Annotated in this window: 16 protein-coding genes; 6 read left to right on the plus strand and 10 right to left on the minus strand. The window is 65.8% G+C overall.

Annotated features, from left to right (window positions below; genetic code table 11):
* Positions 1-42 precede the first annotated feature (42 nt).
* The gene (locus ABZ942_RS28795) at positions 43-1,260 is read left to right on the plus strand and encodes an alpha/beta hydrolase (RefSeq protein WP_357387314.1); all 1,218 of its coding nucleotides are present in this window, start codon (positions 43-45) and stop codon (positions 1,258-1,260) included.
* Positions 1,261-1,291: 31 nt separating this feature from the next.
* On the opposite strand, the gene ABZ942_RS28800 is transcribed toward ABZ942_RS28795, so the two are convergent.
* The 3 genes from ABZ942_RS28800 to ABZ942_RS28810 form a co-directional block, all read right to left on the minus strand.
* A complete protein-coding gene (locus ABZ942_RS28800; RefSeq protein ID WP_357387316.1) occupies positions 1,292-2,713 on the minus strand; it encodes a CoA transferase in 1,422 nt (473 codons plus the stop codon).
* Entirely contained in the window at positions 2,710-3,363 is a 654-nt protein-coding gene (locus ABZ942_RS28805) for a helix-turn-helix domain-containing protein (RefSeq protein WP_357387318.1), read from the minus strand. Before ABZ942_RS28805 ends, ABZ942_RS28800 begins: the two co-directional genes overlap by 4 nt.
* A gap of 544 nt (positions 3,364-3,907) precedes the next feature.
* A complete protein-coding gene (locus ABZ942_RS28810; RefSeq protein ID WP_357387320.1) occupies positions 3,908-5,149 on the minus strand; it encodes a glycosyltransferase 87 family protein in 1,242 nt (413 codons plus the stop codon).
* A 422-nt stretch (positions 5,150-5,571) separates the two neighbouring features.
* On the opposite strand from ABZ942_RS28810, the gene ABZ942_RS28815 reads away from it, so the two are divergent.
* Positions 5,572-6,690, plus strand: coding sequence for an MCE family protein (locus ABZ942_RS28815; RefSeq protein ID WP_357387322.1), 1,119 nt, complete (start codon positions 5,572-5,574; stop codon positions 6,688-6,690).
* Between the two features lie 11 nt (positions 6,691-6,701).
* Here ABZ942_RS28815 and ABZ942_RS28820 read toward each other — a convergent pair whose 3' ends face one another.
* The 5 genes from ABZ942_RS28820 to ABZ942_RS28840 all read right to left on the minus strand — a co-directional run bounded on the left by ABZ942_RS28820 (position 6,702) and on the right by ABZ942_RS28840 (position 10,601).
* Positions 6,702-7,097, minus strand: coding sequence for a VOC family protein (locus tag ABZ942_RS28820; protein ID WP_357387324.1), 396 nt, complete (start codon positions 7,095-7,097; stop codon positions 6,702-6,704).
* 90 nt (positions 7,098-7,187) lie between these two features.
* Entirely contained in the window at positions 7,188-8,321 is a 1,134-nt protein-coding gene (locus ABZ942_RS28825) for an NAD(P)/FAD-dependent oxidoreductase (RefSeq protein ID WP_357387326.1), read from the minus strand.
* Positions 8,322-8,468: 147 nt separating this feature from the next.
* Positions 8,469-8,885 carry a Dabb family protein gene (locus tag ABZ942_RS28830; protein ID WP_357387328.1) on the minus strand — a complete coding sequence of 139 codons (417 nt, stop codon included), beginning with the start codon at positions 8,883-8,885 and terminating at the stop codon, positions 8,469-8,471.
* Between the two features lie 28 nt (positions 8,886-8,913).
* Positions 8,914-9,510 (minus strand): ABC transporter permease, encoded by a 597-nt coding sequence (locus ABZ942_RS28835; protein ID WP_357387330.1) that lies wholly within the window; start codon positions 9,508-9,510, stop codon positions 8,914-8,916.
* Positions 9,511-9,566: 56 nt separating this feature from the next.
* Positions 9,567-10,601, minus strand: coding sequence for a medium chain dehydrogenase/reductase family protein (locus ABZ942_RS28840; RefSeq protein ID WP_357387332.1), 1,035 nt, complete (start codon positions 10,599-10,601; stop codon positions 9,567-9,569).
* 106 nt (positions 10,602-10,707) lie between these two features.
* On the opposite strand from ABZ942_RS28840, the gene ABZ942_RS28845 reads away from it, so the two are divergent.
* Complete coding sequence (locus ABZ942_RS28845; protein ID WP_357387334.1) at positions 10,708-11,352, plus strand: TetR/AcrR family transcriptional regulator; 645 nt, start codon at positions 10,708-10,710, stop codon at positions 11,350-11,352.
* Between the two features lie 65 nt (positions 11,353-11,417).
* Here ABZ942_RS28845 and ABZ942_RS28850 read toward each other — a convergent pair whose 3' ends face one another.
* Complete coding sequence (locus tag ABZ942_RS28850; RefSeq protein WP_357387336.1) at positions 11,418-12,752, minus strand: hypothetical protein; 1,335 nt, start codon at positions 12,750-12,752, stop codon at positions 11,418-11,420.
* A 652-nt stretch (positions 12,753-13,404) separates the two neighbouring features.
* Between ABZ942_RS28850 and ABZ942_RS28855 the strand changes: the two genes are divergently transcribed.
* Positions 13,405-14,724 carry a M14 family zinc carboxypeptidase gene (locus tag ABZ942_RS28855; RefSeq protein WP_357387338.1) on the plus strand — a complete coding sequence of 440 codons (1,320 nt, stop codon included), beginning with the start codon at positions 13,405-13,407 and terminating at the stop codon, positions 14,722-14,724.
* A gap of 85 nt (positions 14,725-14,809) precedes the next feature.
* Here the strand turns inward: ABZ942_RS28855 and ABZ942_RS28860 are convergent, their stop codons facing one another.
* Positions 14,810-15,337, minus strand: a complete 528-nt coding sequence (locus ABZ942_RS28860) for a PadR family transcriptional regulator (protein WP_357387340.1) — start codon at positions 15,335-15,337, stop codon at positions 14,810-14,812.
* Positions 15,338-15,408: 71 nt separating this feature from the next.
* On the opposite strand from ABZ942_RS28860, the gene ABZ942_RS28865 reads away from it, so the two are divergent.
* Positions 15,409-16,074, plus strand: coding sequence for an alpha/beta hydrolase (locus ABZ942_RS28865; RefSeq protein WP_357387342.1), 666 nt, complete (start codon positions 15,409-15,411; stop codon positions 16,072-16,074).
* Positions 16,071-17,063, plus strand: coding sequence for a zinc-binding dehydrogenase (locus tag ABZ942_RS28870; protein WP_357387344.1), 993 nt, complete (start codon positions 16,071-16,073; stop codon positions 17,061-17,063). Before ABZ942_RS28865 ends, ABZ942_RS28870 begins: the two co-directional genes overlap by 4 nt.
* Positions 17,064-17,075 lie beyond the last annotated feature (12 nt).

Below are 17,075 nucleotides of genomic sequence, written 5' to 3' on the forward strand. Positions count from 1 at the left end.
ACTTAATAGATAAGTACTTAGTTATTCGGAAGGAGTCAAACCATGACCGCACGTTCGATCGGCCAGAACTGGACACTGGATATCGCCCTGGCGCAGGGCGGTTTCGACGCCCTGCATCCGGAGGCCAAGGGCACAATGGAGCAACTCGGCCACGACCATACCGACTTCGACAAGGTCTTCGACCTGGTCAAGAGCGGCGCGATGCTGCCGAAAGCCTGGGCGACCATCGCGGCCCAGGCGCAGGAACGCGCCGCCGAGCACGAGCGAAACGGGTTCGCGCGCACCGCCGCCGACCTCTACACCCGGGCTGCGGTGATGTGGGGTCGAGCCCAGTACTCCATCTTCGACTCCGCCGACCCGCGTAAAAGTGCATTCCGGGCGCGCGCCAATCACTGCGTCGAGCGCCTGGGTGAGCTGCGCGGTGGCGTGGTGCGGCGGGTGGCGCTCGACTTCGAAGGCGGGCAGATATTCGCCCTCCTGCATCTACCGACCGGACCGGTGCGCACTGCGCCCGCGGTGATTCTCGGGCCAGGGATGGACATGATCAAGGAGGACTACATTGCCGCCGCCGAGCGGTACTACACTTCGCGCGGCGTCGTCGCGTTGTCCATCGAAGGGCCGGGGCAGGGGGAGACTCGAGCGGGCGGTGTGACCGTCGATCTCACCAATTACGAACGGGCAGTGAGTCGTTACCTCGACTATCTCACCGAGCTGCCCGAAGTGGACGCGCAGCGGATCGGCATGTTCGGGATCAGCATGAGCGGCTACTGGGGCTCACGCGCGGCCGCGACGGATCCACGACTGGCCGCATTGGCGGCCTTCGAAGCGCCCACCGGTGATTTTCAGACCATCTTCGAGCGGGCCCAGCCGACGTTCAAGGCCAACTACATGTACATGGCCGGATATGACGACGAGGCCGCCTTCGATCGGGAACTCGTCGCCCACCTGCCACTCGATGCGCTGGTCGCCGATATCACCTGCCCGGTGCTGTACGGCATCGGCGAATTCGACGAGCTCACGCCGCTCGCGCAGGCTCTCGCCAACTATGAACTCGTCCGCGCCCCCAAGGAGATTCGCGTCTACGAAGACGAATTCCATCCGCTCGGCGGGGTGGCGGCCGAGGTATTCCGCTTCGGCGCCGAATGGCTGGAACGAGCCCTGGCCGGCGACTTCCATACCCCCGGCCGCGATGCCCGCCACTACGTCCATCGCGATGGCCGCACCACCACCGGCTCCGCTACCCCTACCTGGTGGCAGTAGCGCCGCGCAGGCGAGGAGGCGATGCGTGGCGTCAGGTCCAATGAGGTTGGCTGGATCCTCGGGGGACCAGTGCGGGGGCGGTCCAGTGCGGTGGGGTTTTGCTGAAGGTGACCGGTGGGGCGAGGGTGTGTAGCCGACCGAGTGGGGTGTCGGCGTCGTAGGCGGCCGGCTCTCGAAGTTGGTGTTGCTCATTGCGATTGGCGTCGACGGGGTCGACCAGGCCCAGTGATCGGTACCACATGGCGGTGCGGGTCAAGTTGACGGTGACATGCCAGCTGCCGCCTTCGGTGGCGCGCCGCAGCAGTGCGGCGGTGGCACCGGTGGCGCCCAGGTAGCCGGTGATGAAGTCGTTGATCATGCCGGTGGGTGGCAATGTCGGCCGCTCGGGTGTGCCCTCCAGGGTCATCAAACCTGAAGCGGCGGAACCGTTCATGTCGAAGCCGCCGCGGTCGGCCCAGGGGCCGGTGGATCCGTAGCAGGTCACCGAGACGGTGATGAGGCCCGGATATTTCGCGGCGAGTTCGCGTGGGTCGAGGCCGAGCTTGTCGAGTTTGCCGCCGCGATGGTTGTTGACCACGATGTCGGCGTCGGCGAGTAGCGACTCCGCGCGGGACTTGCCGCGGTCGTTGCTCATGTCGATATAGGCACTGCGTGACCCGATGTTGGCTTCGTCGTAGATGAAGTCGTGCTCGTAGTCGTTGGGCCGGGTCGCGCACAGAACGTCCGCGCCCTGCTCGGCGAGCGTCCTGCCGACAACGGGGCCTGCGATGGCATGCGTGAACGACAGCACCCGCACCCCACTCAACGGGCGATCAGCGGGGTCGAAGCGGCGGAGCGGGCCGTCGCCGATGCGGGTCAGGCCGATCACCGGTTGCTTGGCCAGCAACGCACCCTGCGGGTGGGCGAGCCATTCCTGGGGAGTGCGCGCCACGCACAGCGGGAGTCCGGCGGCGTTCGCGGCCTCTTCGAGTTCGAAGGCGTTCCACTGCTCGATGGCCGCGGCGACTTTGTCGGGATCCGGTGGCACATCGAGGAATCGGCACCATCGGGCGGCCAAGTGTGGGTAGACGCCCGATGCCATGACCGTTCGGCCGTCTCGGGTGCGGTAGGAATCGAGCAGGAACGGGTTGTCGGCGACGAGGGGGTGGGGTGTCATCTCACCGGCCAGGGTCGGGTTCCAGAATGCGTTCGGCGTGATGCCGTGAATGGCTTGACGCAGGTCGAGGTACAGGTCCTGGGCTTGCCCGGTGCGATGCCGCCACAGTGCGGCCGCGCCGACCGCGCCCGCCATCACCGGGATGCCGATGCAGGCTCCCAGCCGGTGGCGGGCGGCCACGATCGGGTCGCTGCCCGCGAAACTCACCAGACCACCTGCCGCGGCATGCGACAAACCGACGTCGGCCAGCAGCTGGTCGAGATGGTCGAGCGGATCGAACGATTGGGCGCTGCTCACGACGGATCCCCTGGGGAGGCATGGAAATCGGGATCGGACCTGTCGGCAGGACGCGTGTACTCCCGCAGTAGCAGCGGGACCAGACGAGCACGCACACTCGCCCGCGCGGACCCGGTCGCCGCGATCTCGGTCAGTGTCTGCGCATCACCACCCTCACAGGCCGCCACCACCAACCGCACGAGTTCGTCGACCGCGATCGTGGGCACCCGATCGACAGTGGCCAGCGCGTCTGCCAGCAGATCGGCCAGTGCCGCGCGGCTACGCGCCTCGTGGTCGGCGAGCGCCGCGGCCACCTCGGGATGACGAATCGCGTGCAGCGTGAATTCCATGGAGATCAAGAACCATTGGCGTTGCTCACCCTGCGGTTCCGGCAGTTGGGGCGGATCGGCACCGACCAGGCGTCCTGCCGACTCGGCCAGCACCAGTCGCACTCGTTCGAGTGTGGCCGCGTTGTGCCGGTCGAACAACGCGAGGAACAGCGTCTCCTTATCGGGAAAGTTCGAGTAGAACGCGCCTTTGGTCAGCCCGGCCCGTGCGCAGATATCGGGCACGGACGTTGCGCCGAACCCCTTCTCGGCGAACACTTCTCGAGCGGCATCCAACAACGCCGCGACCGTCAATGGGCGACGCTTCGTCGGCGACTTCGGCATCACACCTCCTCGACGTCAGAAACGGATACTGATCGGTATCCGATACTGAACGGTACCTGTTACCGAGGTGTCCGGCAAGGTCGGGTATCGATGCCCCCGAATTCTGCGGTCTCCCCGCCGCCGGGGATTTGCGGAAGTCTTGCGGGGTCACCTCGGAGGTGTCGCATTGCGGAGATCGGCCACTTGTACGTTCGACCAGATGCGGAGAACCTGAATATGAGCTTGGTCCGGAGCGTTATCGGTACATCGGTTTTGGTGGCGAGTGCTGCCGCGATGGTGACGGTTGCGGCTGGTTCGGCCGCCGCCGACCCGCGGGACTGCGCACTCGATCGAGGACCGACCAGCGCGTCGGCGCATTGCGGCGGCGACGGCACTTTTATCCTCGAAGTCGATTGCTTCGGGTTGAATCTGGCAGGCGGCGGCCCGGTGGTCGGGCCTTATAACAAGGCGGTCACCGGATACGCCGACGGTGTTTCCCGTCCATCGCGGGACTGCATGATGCCGACCACGCTGGGCCAGATCGGGATAGCGACGGACGCGCGGATCACCCAGTTCCCGACTCGGCCAAGTCTGCCGCCGAATGCCTACGAATACGACCCCGGTCGGAAGTAATACCCGATGGCAGGGAACGAGCCGCAGTCGATCTGGCCGGACCCCACGCCGCGATGGTCAGCGCGACGGCGATCGCGAAGACCCACAGGTAGGGCATTGCCGTGTACCACTTCGCCCAGTGCGGGACCGGGAACATGAACAGTCCGGTCCCGTAGAAGGGCCGCCAGCCGAATGCGCCCTCCGGTATGAGGTTTCGCCAGGTGAACGCCGTTGCGTACAGGGCCGATGCGGCGATTGCCCATGCCGCGAACTGCAGGCGCCGCCGTTGCCGCAGCGACTGCAGCACCAGGTGGACGGCGCAGACCAGCAGGGGCACGAACCACACCCAGTGATGACCCCAGCTGAACGGTGACACCGTCGTCATTGTCATGCCGGTCAGTGAGAGTGCTAGCAGCTCCTGTCCGTGTCGGTGTGCCGCACGCGCCGCGATCATGCCGAGCGCCACGGCGGCGACGGCCACCGCCGCCCAGAGCACTGGGCTGGGGCGGTCGGTATGGAAGCCGACCGCGATGATCCCGTTGATCGATTGGTTGCTGACCGCGTTGAGATCGCCGACGCGTGCGGGATCGAAGATCGCGCTGGTCCAGTACTTCCACGATTGTGTTGGGGTGCAGGCGAAGCCGAGCGCGACGGTCGCGACGAAGGTGGCGATGGCTACCGAGAGCGCGCGCCAGCGTTTGGTGACGGCCAGGTAGAGCAGGAAGAACGCTGGTGTCAGCTTGATGCCGGCGGTAACGCCGATGCTGAACCCTTTCAGGCGGCTGCCGTCGGGCCTGAGTAGATCCCACAGGAGGATCGCCATCAGGAAGACGTTGACCTGCCCGAACCAGATGGTGGTGCGCACCGGTTCGAGCAGTGCCGCGGCCGCGACCAGACACAGCGACACCAGTCGGATCCGCCAATCCATAACGTAGCCAAGGCTTTTGAATCCTGCGGTGATGATCCAGTAGAGCAGTGCGAAGATCAGGAACGACCAGACGGCGACGGCGAGATCGTAGGGCATCAGGTCGAATGGCTGAAACATGATGGCGGAGAACGGAGTATAGGTGTATTCGAGTTTGTAGATGACCGTTCCGTCGTAGAGCGGCCAGCCGTGCCGCAGCAGAAACGCGCCCTGTCGATAGACGCGCAGATCGACCTGATTCTGGAACAGCCCGAACATGGTGAGATTCATTGGAATGAATGTCATCTGGACATATATCGCAACGACCCCGCCGATCAGGAACGTCGTCGTAAGGCGCCAGCTCCTCGGGAAAGTGAGCTGACCGCCCGAACTCATGATGCCCGCCTCATGAACATTTCACGGATGCTATAGCCGCAGCAGTTATTTCAGCGCATCGGGTCGATACGGTCGGCAGATGATCAGAACTGCCGACTCGATATCAGGTCGAAAACATATCTGCGTTCAGCACTTGCCGAGGCTCGAATCTGAATCGGTATGTTTTTGCTCGCCTGGTGTGACCGAGCGGCTGCGGCGATCGACAAAGTGCACAGCTCGATTGTCTCCTGTGACCAGGCGGTCTGGACTCCCTTCGATTTCGCTACCCGTATTCGAGTCTCGCTGATACTGTTCGCGCTACGGCGAGGGGAGTCGACGTGAATGCACAGCGCCGAGCACGGCGGATCATCAATGTCTCGGAGACCAAGGGGCGGGCGCTCGTGGTTGCGATATCCGTCGTGGCGGCAACCTCCGGGTGTGGTTTGACAGTGGAGAAGCTACCGCTACCCAGGCCCGGCGTTTCCGGCGAAACCTATACCGTGCATGCGGTTTTCGAGGACGCGCTGAATACGCCGGACCAGGCGAAGGTGAAGATCGGCGGCTCCGATGTCGGCGTGGTCTCCCACATCGAGACCAAGAACTTTCAGGCGATTGTGGACCTGACCATCAGTAAGGACATCGAGCTGCCCGCGGGCAGCACAGCATCCTTGCGTCAGGCCACCCCGCTCGGTGACGTGTTCGTCGCGGTGTCCAAGCCGAAGACCGAGCCCGGCACGAACATGCTGCACGACGGCGACACCCTGGGCCTGGACAAGACCTCCGCGGGCGCGACCGTCGAGCAGCTGCTGATCTCGATCTCTATGCTGTTCAACGGCGGTGGCGTGGCCAGCCTGAGCAAGCTGACCTCGGAGCTGGACTCGATAGTCGGCGGTCGCGGCGGTCAGCTGTCGCATCTGATCACCGAGATGACCGGTGTGGTCGGCAGTTTGAACGACAACAGCGCGAAGGTCGACGGCGTGCTGAACGAGTTCAGCGCGCTGGCCAACACCATCGAGGCCCGCCGTGGCGAGCTCGGTCAGGTGGCCGATACGCTGCCGCAGATGATCGGCGCCATCGCCGAGAACAACAGGGCCATCGGCGATCTGCTGACCAAGGTGTCCACCACCAGCGCCGCGCTCGGCGACTACGCCGACACCTCGGGCCAGCAGCTGGGCAGCTTGCTCGACAACACTCACCAGCTGATGGACGCGCTGGCGAAGACCGGCGACGACCTCGGCATCCTGCTCGATCGGGCGCGGGTGATCCGGCCCAAGGTCGACGCGACGTTCCGGGGCAAGGCCTATGCCGTCTTCTTCTCCGCAACCGCACTCGACCTCAGCGCGTTGACCGATCCGCAACACGGCGGGTTGCAGGATCTGCGCGATCTACAGGATTTCGCGGGCAGCCTGATCCAGGTGCTGCAGATCGTGCAGAACCGCGTGCAGGGCCAACGCTGACCCGATCGCGGCTACTCGTCGAACTTGCCGCCGTCGTAAATAGTGGCGCCGTGCACGAAACAGAGCCGGGTGCCGAACGGGTCCTGGGCGTAGAACGACCGTTCGCCCCAGGCTTGCACCTCGATCGACGCGTCGACGTGCGCGGGACCGGCGCGGCGAACCAGCTCCATCGTCTCTTCGATATCCTCGACGCCGAAATAGATGATGCGCGGGTCCGCGTCGATGTGAAAATCGCCGGATTCGGGGCCCGGCTCGACGCAGGCGAGTATCACTTCACCGCACCGGAAGTAATGCCGGTTCACCCACACCCGCTCGCCGGGGATTTTCAGAATTGTCGAGTAGAACGTGGCCGCCGCCTCGACGTCGTCGACCGGGATGACGATCCGGTAGATCCACGGGGTTGCCATTACGCGGACAGTACTCCGGCCGTCCGGTGGGCGCGGGGAATCAGGGGCCGGTAGGGTGCAAGCGCGACGTCGAGGAGCGGCCTGAACTCATCATGTTTGTTCCGTGCCGTGGAGCATGCTGAACAGGCTTTGCCCCGGGTTGTCGTCGATGGCGAGGTTCTCGAAGAACTCGACGCCCTCGACGGCCATCTCGGTGCTGCGCGCAAACATGGCCAGCTCATATTCGGTGATCGCGGCCTCGACGTCATCAGGGTGCGCGGCAAGGGTTTTGCCGAGTTCGGCGCCGTCGAGCATGGCCAGGTTCGCGCCTTCGCCGTTCGGTACCGTGAGGTGGGCGGCGTCGCCGACCAGGGTCACGCCCGGCACCCGGTCCCATTGCTGCCCGACCGGCAGCGCGTAGTGCGGGCGCCAGACCGGTGCGGTGTCGGCATCGGTGATCAGCGCGGTGATTTCCGGAGCCCAGTCGTCGAATTCCCGGGCGACTCGTGCCTTGGCCGCGGCGGCATCGGAGAAATCGATGGCGGCGAACCAATCCAGCGGCTTGGGCAGCACCACGTAGGTATGCAGGGTGTCGCCCTTCTCCCGATGCGCGTGGATCTGCGCGCCCTCCGTCGGTGTCAGCAGCGACCCGCCGCCGACCGTTGTCGCGGCGACCGGGTGGCGGGTGTCGGCGTCGTACAGGTAGGTCTCGATGAACGACTGGCCCGCGTATTCGGGTGTGGCGGCGGACAACAGCGGTCGGACGCGGGACCAGGCGCCGTCCGCGCCGACCAGGAGGTTGGTGACGACGGTGCTGCCGTCGGCGAAGCTCACCTCGTAGTGGCCGTCGTCGAGGGCGCGAACACCGTCGGCCTTGTATCCCCAGCGGACGGTGCCGGCCGGGAGAGAGGCGAGCAGCAGCTGTCGCAGCTCGGCCCGCAACACCTCTGGGCGGCCGCCGGAGCCATCGTCGGCTTTGTCGAGCAGTACCGTCCCGTCGGGGTTGAGGACCCGGATCGCCTGGCGGCCCTCCAGGATGAGGCCGCGGAATTCGTCCATCAGGTCGGCTGCCTCGACGGCGAGTTGCCCGTTGTAGTCGTGGATATCGAGCATCCCGCCCTGCGCACGGGCCGTCGGAGAGGGCTCCGCCTCGTAGACCGCGGCCCGGATGCCGTGCACGTGTAGGACGCGGGCAAGGGTGAGTCCGCCGAGGCCGGCGCCGATGATCGTTACTGAAGGGGTCATGCTAACGAGGTTGCTGGCGGGCGATTGCGCCGCCCTTGCGTCCGGCTTGCGTCGCGCTGGCGGGCTCAGCACGTCCGGCCGAGGCCTGAGACGCCAAAATGTCCGGAGCCCGTGGGGTTTCGGGCTCCGGACAGTGGATCGGTGTGGCTATTCGGTGGAGGGGAGCGCGCTGGTTCCGGTGTGCGAGGACAGGGCCGCGAGCAGTTCCGCGAGTTCCGGGACGGAGTCGATGTGGCGCTTCTGCAGTTGCGCGACCTTCGCCTCGAAGTCGGGATCGAGATCATCGGTGAGGTCATAGGCTTGGAAGTTCTCGGCCAGGGGGAGTCCGATTCGTACCGACGCGGTATGCGCCGGGTGGCTCAGATACTCCCAGTAGGCGTCGAGGTCCTCGAGGACGAACGTTGCGCCCCAGTCGAATCCGGTGCCGTACTCGCGGCCGGCGATGTACGACCGCACCGCGGGGATGCTCCGGCCCTGTTCGTGCATGCTCGCCAGTGCCGCTGCGGCCTGCTCCTCGGTGACGCCTTCCCGGAGCTTTATCCGGTTGCCGTGGTAGATCATCATGACTCCTTCTGTTGCGGTGGAACGTTTTTCAGTGGCGGATCGCGAGGCGGCGGCGTTCGAGGACGGTCGCGATGGCATAGCCACCGCCACCACCGAGGGTGAGCATCCAGAAGAGGCCGGGGGTATCGAACAGCAGCGCGCCGGTGGAAACCAGGGCGAGCCAGGTGCCGAGGCAGTAGTGCAGGACATTGCGGCGGGCGGCGCCTTCGCCGAGGTAGAGCAGGCCGACGACGAGGCCGGCGCCGGTGGGCCAGAGCACGGACTGCAGGTCGGCTCGGTCCAGCAGGGAGGTGATTCCGGTGATGGCGAGGAAGAGGGCGGCGAAGGCGCTGGCCCAGGAGATGCCGAGTAGCTTGCCGGACAGGATGTCTCGGCTGTCGGCGCCGCGCTGAGCGCGCAGCGCGGCCATGGTGGCGGCGACCGTGCCGACGGCGAGGCCGAGGCCGAGCAGCGCCATGGGCAGCCAGCCGGGCAGGTTCAGCAGTGGATCGGTGCCTTTGGAGAGCGCGGCGGCGCCGTGTCCGAAGACATACGCGAGCGTGAAGCTGAGGTAGGTGGCGCGGTTGTCGACGTCGCCTGCGCGGAGGGTGGTGGTGGGCGGGGCGGAGAGGGCGATGGTGGCCATGGCTGAATTCCTCAGGGTTCGAACAGGATTGAGCGGACAGTGCTGGTGGTGGTCGATTACGCGGTGATGACGACTTTGCCCGCGACCGTGCGCGACTCCGCGAGTTCGAGCGCCTGCGCGGCGTCCGCCAGCGGGAACTGCGCGGCGATCTGCGGGGTGAGGACGCCGTCGGCCAGCAGCCGCAGCACCTGAACGAGGTCGTCGTGCAGGCGATTACGGAAGGTGCTGAGCTGGCGCTTGCCCGCCCAGAAGTTGTAGAAGTGGGCGTGCTTGCCGTTGGGCAGATAGTTCCACAGCAGCAGCCGCGCGAACGACTTCAGTACCGGCAGTTGGGAATTGCCGTCCTCGTTCTTCGTCGCCGCGGTGCCGTAGGACACGAGCGTGCCGCCCTTGCGCAGCAGCGCCCAGGACTGCGCCAAGCCGGCGCCGCCGACGTGGTCGAACACGGCGTCCACGCCCTGGGGCGCGATCTCGCGGATGCGCTGGTACATGTTCGGGTCGCGGTAGTCGACCGGGATCGCGCCCAGTTCGCGGATCATCTCGTGATGCCTGGGCGAGGCCGTGCCGATCACCCTGATGCCCGCGTGCCTGGCCAGCTGCAGCAGGGTGGAACCGACGCCGCCGTTCGCGCCGAGCACCACGATCGTGGCGCCGCTGGGCACCTTGGCCATCCGGTGCAGCATCTGCCATGCGGTGATTCCATTGACCACCACCGTCTCCGCGGCCGCCGAGCTGACGCCGTCCGGGATCGGCACCAGATCCGCGGCGTCGATCAGCAGGTGGCTGGCCCAGCCGCCGACCTTGACGACCGCGGCGAACCGGTGCCCGACCAGCGCGGGATCGACCTCGGGGCCGACGGCGGTGACCGTGCCGACCACGTCGTAGCCGGGCACGAAGGGGAAGGGCGGCTGGTCGTAGTACTTGCCGCGGCGCATCTGCTGCTCGGCGAAGGAGACGCCGGTCGCGTCCATCCGCAGGGCGACCTGGCCCGTGCCGGGCGCGGCGAGGGGACGGGTGCGGATCAACAGGCCGTTCGCTTCGACCTTGCCCGGCAGCACGACCTCGGTGGTGGTGACAGTGGTGGTGTTCATGATGTTCTCCGCGCTCAATGGATGATTACACCTGTAACCATACGCATGTGAGCTTCGAAGATTCAAGGGGCAACGCCGATAAGTTTTCAGGTGTAAGTTAACGGGCATGGCAGACAACCCGACTTCGTCTCCCACCCGCGTGCGCAACCGTCGAGGGGAGGGTTCGCGGCTACGCGAGGACATCGTGGCCGCGGCCGTGGAGATACTCGACGAGACCGGCGATGAAAAGTCCGTGACGCTGCGGTCCGTCGCCCGCCGCGTCGGAATCGCCGCGCCCTCGATCTACCGGCACTTCCCTGATCAGCCGACCATCATGCTGGCCGTCGTGCAGCAGGCGTTCGCCGAGCTCACGGAGCATCTGGAAGAGGCGGTGGCCGCGGCAAGCGATGACCCGCGCGACCGGCTGTTCGCCCTGACGCACGCGTATCTGGACTTCGCCGACCGTCATCCCGAGCGCTACCGGACCATGTTCGGCGGCGTCTGGATGCCCGCGCTGGACGAAACCACGCTGACCGAGGCCGATGTCGCCAGCCTCGGCGACGCGACCATGGGCATGCTCACCGAACTCATGCAGGAGTGCGTCCGTGCGGGCGAGTCGACCAGTACCGATCTGTCCGTCGATACCGTCGCCGTGTGGCTCGGGCTGCACGGGCTGGCGCACCAGCGCGCGGCGACCGTGTCCTACCCGTGGCCGCCGGGTATCGCCGATCGTATGGTCACGGCGCTGGCCCATCTGAAGGATGTGCCCTAGAAATGAGAAATGCCGAACGCCCTTGCACTGCAAGGGTGTTCGGCATTTGTCGGGCCGACGCTGTGTTAGAACAGTCCGCCGGTGTTGAATCCGCCGCCGATATCGGCGAGGTCGCCGAGTCCACCGCCGCCGAAGAGATCTCCGCCGCCGAACTGATCGCCGCCACCCTTGCCGAACCAGTCGAATCCATTACCGCCGGAATCGCCGCCGAATAGGTCGCCGCCGGAATCGCCGCCGAACATATCGCCGATATCGGATGCGCTGTTGCCGCCGCTGTCGCCGAACCAATCGGAGCCGTTGCCGCCGGTGTCGCCGCCGAACATGTCGCCGGTGTCGCCGCCGAACATGTCACCACTGTCGGAAGAGTTATTGGCACCGCTGTCGTTGAGCCAGTCGAATCCATCCCCGCTGTCGCCACCGGACATGTCGCCGCCGTCGGAAGAGTCGCCGCCCGCGCTGTCGCCGAGCCAGTCGAATCCGTCGCCGTCGCCGGACGGGTCACCGCTATCGCCGCCGTCGGACATGTCGCCGCCGTCGCTGCTGTCGCCGTCGCCCGACGAGTCGCCGCCGTCGTCACCAGGCATGTCGCCGCCGTCGGAGGTGCCATCGCCGTCGCCGGACGAATCGGTTCCGTCACCAGGCTGGGATTGCTGATCGCCGCCGGAGTCCTGCCCCGGCTTCGTCGGTTTGGTCTGGCCGCCGGGCTTCGTGGGTTTGGACGGGTCGCTCGGCTTCGTGGGTTTGGACGGGTCGCCCGGCTTCGACGGTTTGGACGGGTCGCCCGACTCGCCCGGCTTCCCCTTTTTGTACATGCTGTTGAGCTGGCCGATCTCGTCTTTGCTCAGCGGGGTCGGGCCGCCGTTGCACCGGTTGACCGAGCTGGCCATGATGCTGCAGCCGCTGTCGTTGTGATCGAGGCCGATCGAGTGCAGGAGTTCGTGTCCGGCGACCTCGGTTCGATCGTCCTTGTCGTAGTTGCGGGTTTTCGGGTCGAGTTTGACGAACGGGCCGCCATCCCAACCGCCCATGCCCGCGACGTCACCCGGGAACTGTTCGTTGGTGATCTTGATGGCGCCATCGCCCGTGCCGGGTTTGAACACGACATTCAGGCCCGGTGTCGAGTTCAGGTGTTTGACCGCGTTCTCGATGCCGGCGTCTTTGATCGTGTTGTTGTAATGAATGATCCCCCGGCCGTCCGAGTCGTAGCCCTGGATCTTCGCGCGGAAGCCGAAACTCGGTGCCTCGGCTGTGGCGGTGGCGGTGGCGGTCAGGGTGAGCGCGGCAGGTCCGAGCAGGGAGCTGGCGACCAGCGCGGCGAATAGTCGGGGCGTGCCATTCGATGGCTGTTTTTTGACTCGATGTTTTCCGCGATAGATGCGATGGTTGACAGCGGGCGGCATTGCGCGGAGACCTCCGTGGGTACTTTGACGATATTTTCTACCGAGCCTGAATTACGGCTGATGCCAATGGGCTATCAGTCGAGTGTTATGCAGGGCGGGCTTCGCACTTGCGGATCGGCACGGTCGACTGTACGTGAGAAACGGTAAATAGTCACAATATGTAAGTCGAGTCTTAACCATTGAAAACAAACCTTCATGCAGGTGCGAATGCAACGCAATTTAAGTTTGGTCTGCCATTTCTGTTAGTTGTCTTTGTGGAGCGACACCCCGTCCTGGTGGGGTGCCGGTGGTCCGCCCGTCGCGAGGGTCGTTCGAGCGCGTGATCGGTTGGCTCGGGGCGACTCCGCCGGGCCGCTCGACTCGGGCGTGGCGGGCCCGCGACGGCGGGTAGACGGCTGCGGCGGTCACGCGCACCCGCCGGGTCGGTCCACCCTTTTCCCCACTCGTCGACTGGGGTTTCACTGAGCCGACATAACGGTTTAATCTCCGACCATCGGAAATTCATCCGCGAACAACGGCGCCACGCCGTGAAATGCGGTCTCTGAAAGTGGCGCGAGAGACAGGTAAGCCCATGAGCAGTTTCCGCAATTTCCTTGCAACCATTTCGGCGGTGGCCGTCGGTGGTTTTTCGACGCTCGTTTTCTGTCCACTGATGGCGAACGCCGCCGATGACACGCCCTACTATTGGGACGTTCCGGTGCCGTCGCAGGCGCAGGTGGACATCCTCAACTCGGCGGGGATCGAAATGGTCCCGGCGGGTCCCGGCAAAGTGACGATCGCGGTCGACGAGGCCGGTGCCCAGGCGCTGCGGTCCAAGGGACTGAATCTGCAGAAGGGGGAGCCGGTCTACAAGTCGTTGCCCTCGGAGCAGCGCTCCCTCGGCCCGACGTACTACGGCGGCTACCACACCTCGGCGGACATGCTCACTCACGCCAAGGATGTCGCCACCAAGTACCCCGGCATCGCCCAGGCGCACGATATCGGCAAAACCTGGCTGGCCGGCCGAGGTAGCGGCGGCCACACCATGAACGCCATCTGCCTGACCGGAATCGCGAAGCAGGCGACCGATCAGGAGAAGGCCGCGGCCAAGACGACGCTCGCACCGAGCGGCTGCGCGCTTTCGCCCACCTCGACCAAGCCGCGCTTCCTGCTGACCGCGCAGATCCACGCCCGCGAACTGGCGACCGGCGAAATCGCTTGGAAATGGATCGATTACCTCGCCAACGGCTACGGCACCGATGCCACCGCGACCTCGATCCTGGACAACACCGAGGTGTGGGTTGTCCCGGTGACCAACCCGGACGGTGTCGACGTGGTGGCCAGCGGTGGAAACCGGCCCAAGATGCAGCGCAAGAACGTCGACAACAGCGGCACGCCCTCGTCCTGCTCGGTCGTCGACGGCTCCGGCAACGGTCCCGGCATCGACCTGAACCGCAACTTCACCGTCCGCTGGGGTGGCGACTCCAGAAACCAGTGCTCGCAGACCTTCCAGGGGCCGCGCGCCGCCTCCGAACCGGAGACCCAGAATATCCAGAAGCTGTACTCCAGCCTGTTCACCAACCAGCGCCCCGCGGGCAGCACCGACGTCCCGGATACCGCGAAAGGCGTGGTGATCGACCTGCATTCCTACGGGAATTACGGGATCATTCCGACCGCCGCGACGCCGAAGAACCGGGAACAGCTGCGCACCTTGATCACGAAGGTCGTACCCGCCGGATTCACTGTCGGCACCGATGAAGAAACCGTCGGCTACTCCACCTGGGGAACAACCGACGACCAGGCGCACGGATCCCTCGGACTGGCCAGTTTCACCATCGAAATCGGCCCGAACGGTGGCACCTGCGGCGGCTTCATGCCCCGCTACTCCTGCGTGGACAGCACCCTCTGGCCGCAGATGAAGAAGTCCTTCACCACCGCCGCCCTGGCCGCCGGCGCCCCCTACAAGCAATCACCGAATAGCCCGACCAACTGATCGCCTGAACACGGGTGATGGTGGCTGAACTTCAGCCGCCGTCACCCGTGTTTCTGTTTGGTGGATCTCGTTGCGGCGCAGGGGCCTACTGCTGTTCGAGGTCGGCAATCGTGGACTCGAGCCAGGCGCGGTCCGCGCGGCTGGTTGTCGCGGCGAGGGTGAGCATGCCCTTGCGGAATCGGTCGGTCATGTCGGTGGCGCGCAGGGGTTTGCCGTCGGCATAGAAGTAGCTGGCGGGGCCCTCCATGAATTTCAGGCGGCGGCGCAGGACGCGGGCCTGATCGGCCGGATCGGGGAGGCGGCCGAGGAAGGCGAGTAGCACCAGGAACGAGTTGCGGTCGGTGATCTCGACGTCGGCGGGCTCGCGGAGTCTGCGGAGTAACTCGGCATGGCCTGCGTCGGTGAGGGAGAGCACCTGGCGCGGGGTGGCGCCGCGGCCGGGTTCTTCTTGCCGGTCGAGCAGTCCGGCTTCCCGTAGCCGGTTGAGTGCGGGGTAGAGCGCGCCGTCGCTGACCGGGCGGACGTGGCCGGACAAGCCGGAGATCCGGGCCCGCAGCTCGTAGGCATGCAGCGGTTCCTCGGCCAGGAATCCCAAGACGCTCAAGGTCAGCACTCCGTCATCCTACCGAGCAATCTCACTATTAGTGTTGCCTCGATTAGAGTGTCTCTATTAGAGTGCCTGTCATGTCGACTTTCGTCTTGATTCCTGGTGGCTGGCACGGTGGGTGGTATTTCCAGCAGATCGCCGAATCCCTGCGCCGCGATGGTCATTCGGCCATCCCGGTGACGCTCACGGGTCTGGGCGATCGAGGCCACCTGCGCACCGCGGCGACCAACCTCGACACCCACATCCAGGACGTGGTGAGCGTGCTCGAGGCCGAAGACGTCGACGACGCCGTGCTGGTCGGGCACAGCTACGCGGGCATGGTCATCACCGGAGCGGCGGCCCGCGTACCCGGACGTATCCGGCGACTGGTCTACAGCGACGCTTACGTCCCCGCCGACGGCGACTCCTGCTTCGACCTCACCACTGCGGCCTTCCGGGAACTGTTCCTCCAGGGAGCCCGAGCCGACGGCCACAGCGTCGCGCCGCCGCCGGGCCTGAATCCGCGAACGACCGCACACCCGCTCGCATCGTTCCTGCAGAAGATCCAGCTCGACGGCCCACCGCAGGTCGAGCGCAAGGACTACATCTACCTGAGCGGCTGGCCCGACACCCCGTTCACCGAGGTCTACCAACGACTTTCGGGTGATCCGGGCTGGCACGTGCACACCCTGCCGACCGGACACAACGTGGCCGCCGAAGCCCCCGAAGCGTTTGTGCGAATCCTGGAAGAAGGCAAGCTATGACATCCGCTATGCGCGCCGTGCGACTCTCCGCACCCGGCCCCATCGAGAACTTGCGGTTGACCACCATGCCGCTCCCGCCCGAGCGGGAAGGTTGGGTGCGCATCCGCGTCGAGGCATTCGGCCTCAACCGCTCGGAGCTGAAGCTTCGGCTGGGTCTCAGCGAGGGCGTCAGTTTTCCGCGGGTGCCGGGTATCGAGGCGTCCGGCACCGTCGACGCGGCTCCGGCCGGCAGCGGTCTGGTCGTCGGGCAAAAGGTCGTCGCCATGATGGGGGATATGGGGCGCACTTTCGATGGTGGCTATGCCGAATACACCTCGGTGCCGCTGTCCCAGGTCATCCCCGTCGACACCGACCTGCCCTGGGAGGTGCTCGGCGCGCTGCCGGAAATGGTGCAGACAGCGTACGGCTCGCTCACCATCGGCCTGGACCTGAAACCCGGTCAGTCCGTGCTGATCCGCGGCGGCACCTCCTCGGTGGGACTGGCCGCGGCCGCCCTGGCCAGCTGGCGCGGCGCCACGGTGCTGTCCACCACCCGGCGGGCCGAGCGTCTCGTTTCGTTGAAGGAACACGGTATCGACCATCCACTGCTCGATACCGGCGAGGTCGCGCCCGCTGTGCGCGAGCTGTACCCCGATGGCGTCGATGCCGCCCTCGATCTCGTCGGCACGCCAACTCTGCCCGACACATTGCGCGCGGTGCGCGTGCACGGCACGGCCTGCTTCAGCGGCAGCCTGTCGAATCAGTGGACGGTGCAAAACTTTTCGCCGAACGAGTACCTACCCAGGGGCGTGCGCCTGGCGGGCTACTTCGGCGACGCCGCCGACCTGCCGTCGGCCGCCTTCCAGGAGATCCTCGATGCGGTCGCGGACGGCAAGCTGGCCTTTCCGGTGGACCGCGTCTACGACGGCTTGGCACAGGTGGCGCAGGCCCACGACGACATGGAGCACGACCGCGCCACCGGCAAACTCGTTGTCCGCGTTCGGCATTAGGCCGGGTCGTCG

Origin of the sequence: Nocardia sp. NPDC046473 (assembly GCF_040645995.1) — a bacterium.
In the GTDB taxonomy this organism is placed as follows: domain Bacteria; phylum Actinomycetota; class Actinomycetes; order Mycobacteriales; family Mycobacteriaceae; genus Nocardia.

Coding starts and splice junctions, on each gene's coding strand:
- ABZ942_RS28820 (WP_357387324.1), bottom strand. CDS start 7,097: ATGGCAACCCCGTGGATCTACCGGATCGTCATCCCGGTCGACGACGTC.
- ABZ942_RS28865 (WP_357387342.1), top strand. CDS start 15,409: ATGTCGACTTTCGTCTTGATTCCTGGTGGCTGGCACGGTGGGTGGTAT.
- ABZ942_RS28805 (WP_357387318.1), bottom strand. CDS start 3,363: ATGCCGAAGTCGCCGACGAAGCGTCGCCCATTGACGGTCGCGGCGTTG.
- ABZ942_RS28795 (WP_357387314.1), top strand. CDS start 43: ATGACCGCACGTTCGATCGGCCAGAACTGGACACTGGATATCGCCCTG.
- ABZ942_RS28835 (WP_357387330.1), bottom strand. CDS start 9,510: ATGGCCACCATCGCCCTCTCCGCCCCGCCCACCACCACCCTCCGCGCA.
- ABZ942_RS28870 (WP_357387344.1), top strand. CDS start 16,071: ATGACATCCGCTATGCGCGCCGTGCGACTCTCCGCACCCGGCCCCATC.
- ABZ942_RS28840 (WP_357387332.1), bottom strand. CDS start 10,601: ATGAACACCACCACTGTCACCACCACCGAGGTCGTGCTGCCGGGCAAG.
- ABZ942_RS28855 (WP_357387338.1), top strand. CDS start 13,405: ATGGCGAACGCCGCCGATGACACGCCCTACTATTGGGACGTTCCGGTG.
- ABZ942_RS28850 (WP_357387336.1), bottom strand. CDS start 12,752: ATGCCGCCCGCTGTCAACCATCGCATCTATCGCGGAAAACATCGAGTC.
- ABZ942_RS28810 (WP_357387320.1), bottom strand. CDS start 5,149: ATGAATCTCACCATGTTCGGGCTGTTCCAGAATCAGGTCGATCTGCGC.
- ABZ942_RS28845 (WP_357387334.1), top strand. CDS start 10,708: ATGGCAGACAACCCGACTTCGTCTCCCACCCGCGTGCGCAACCGTCGA.
- ABZ942_RS28825 (WP_357387326.1), bottom strand. CDS start 8,321: ATGACCCCTTCAGTAACGATCATCGGCGCCGGCCTCGGCGGACTCACC.
- ABZ942_RS28830 (WP_357387328.1), bottom strand. CDS start 8,885: ATGATGATCTACCACGGCAACCGGATAAAGCTCCGGGAAGGCGTCACC.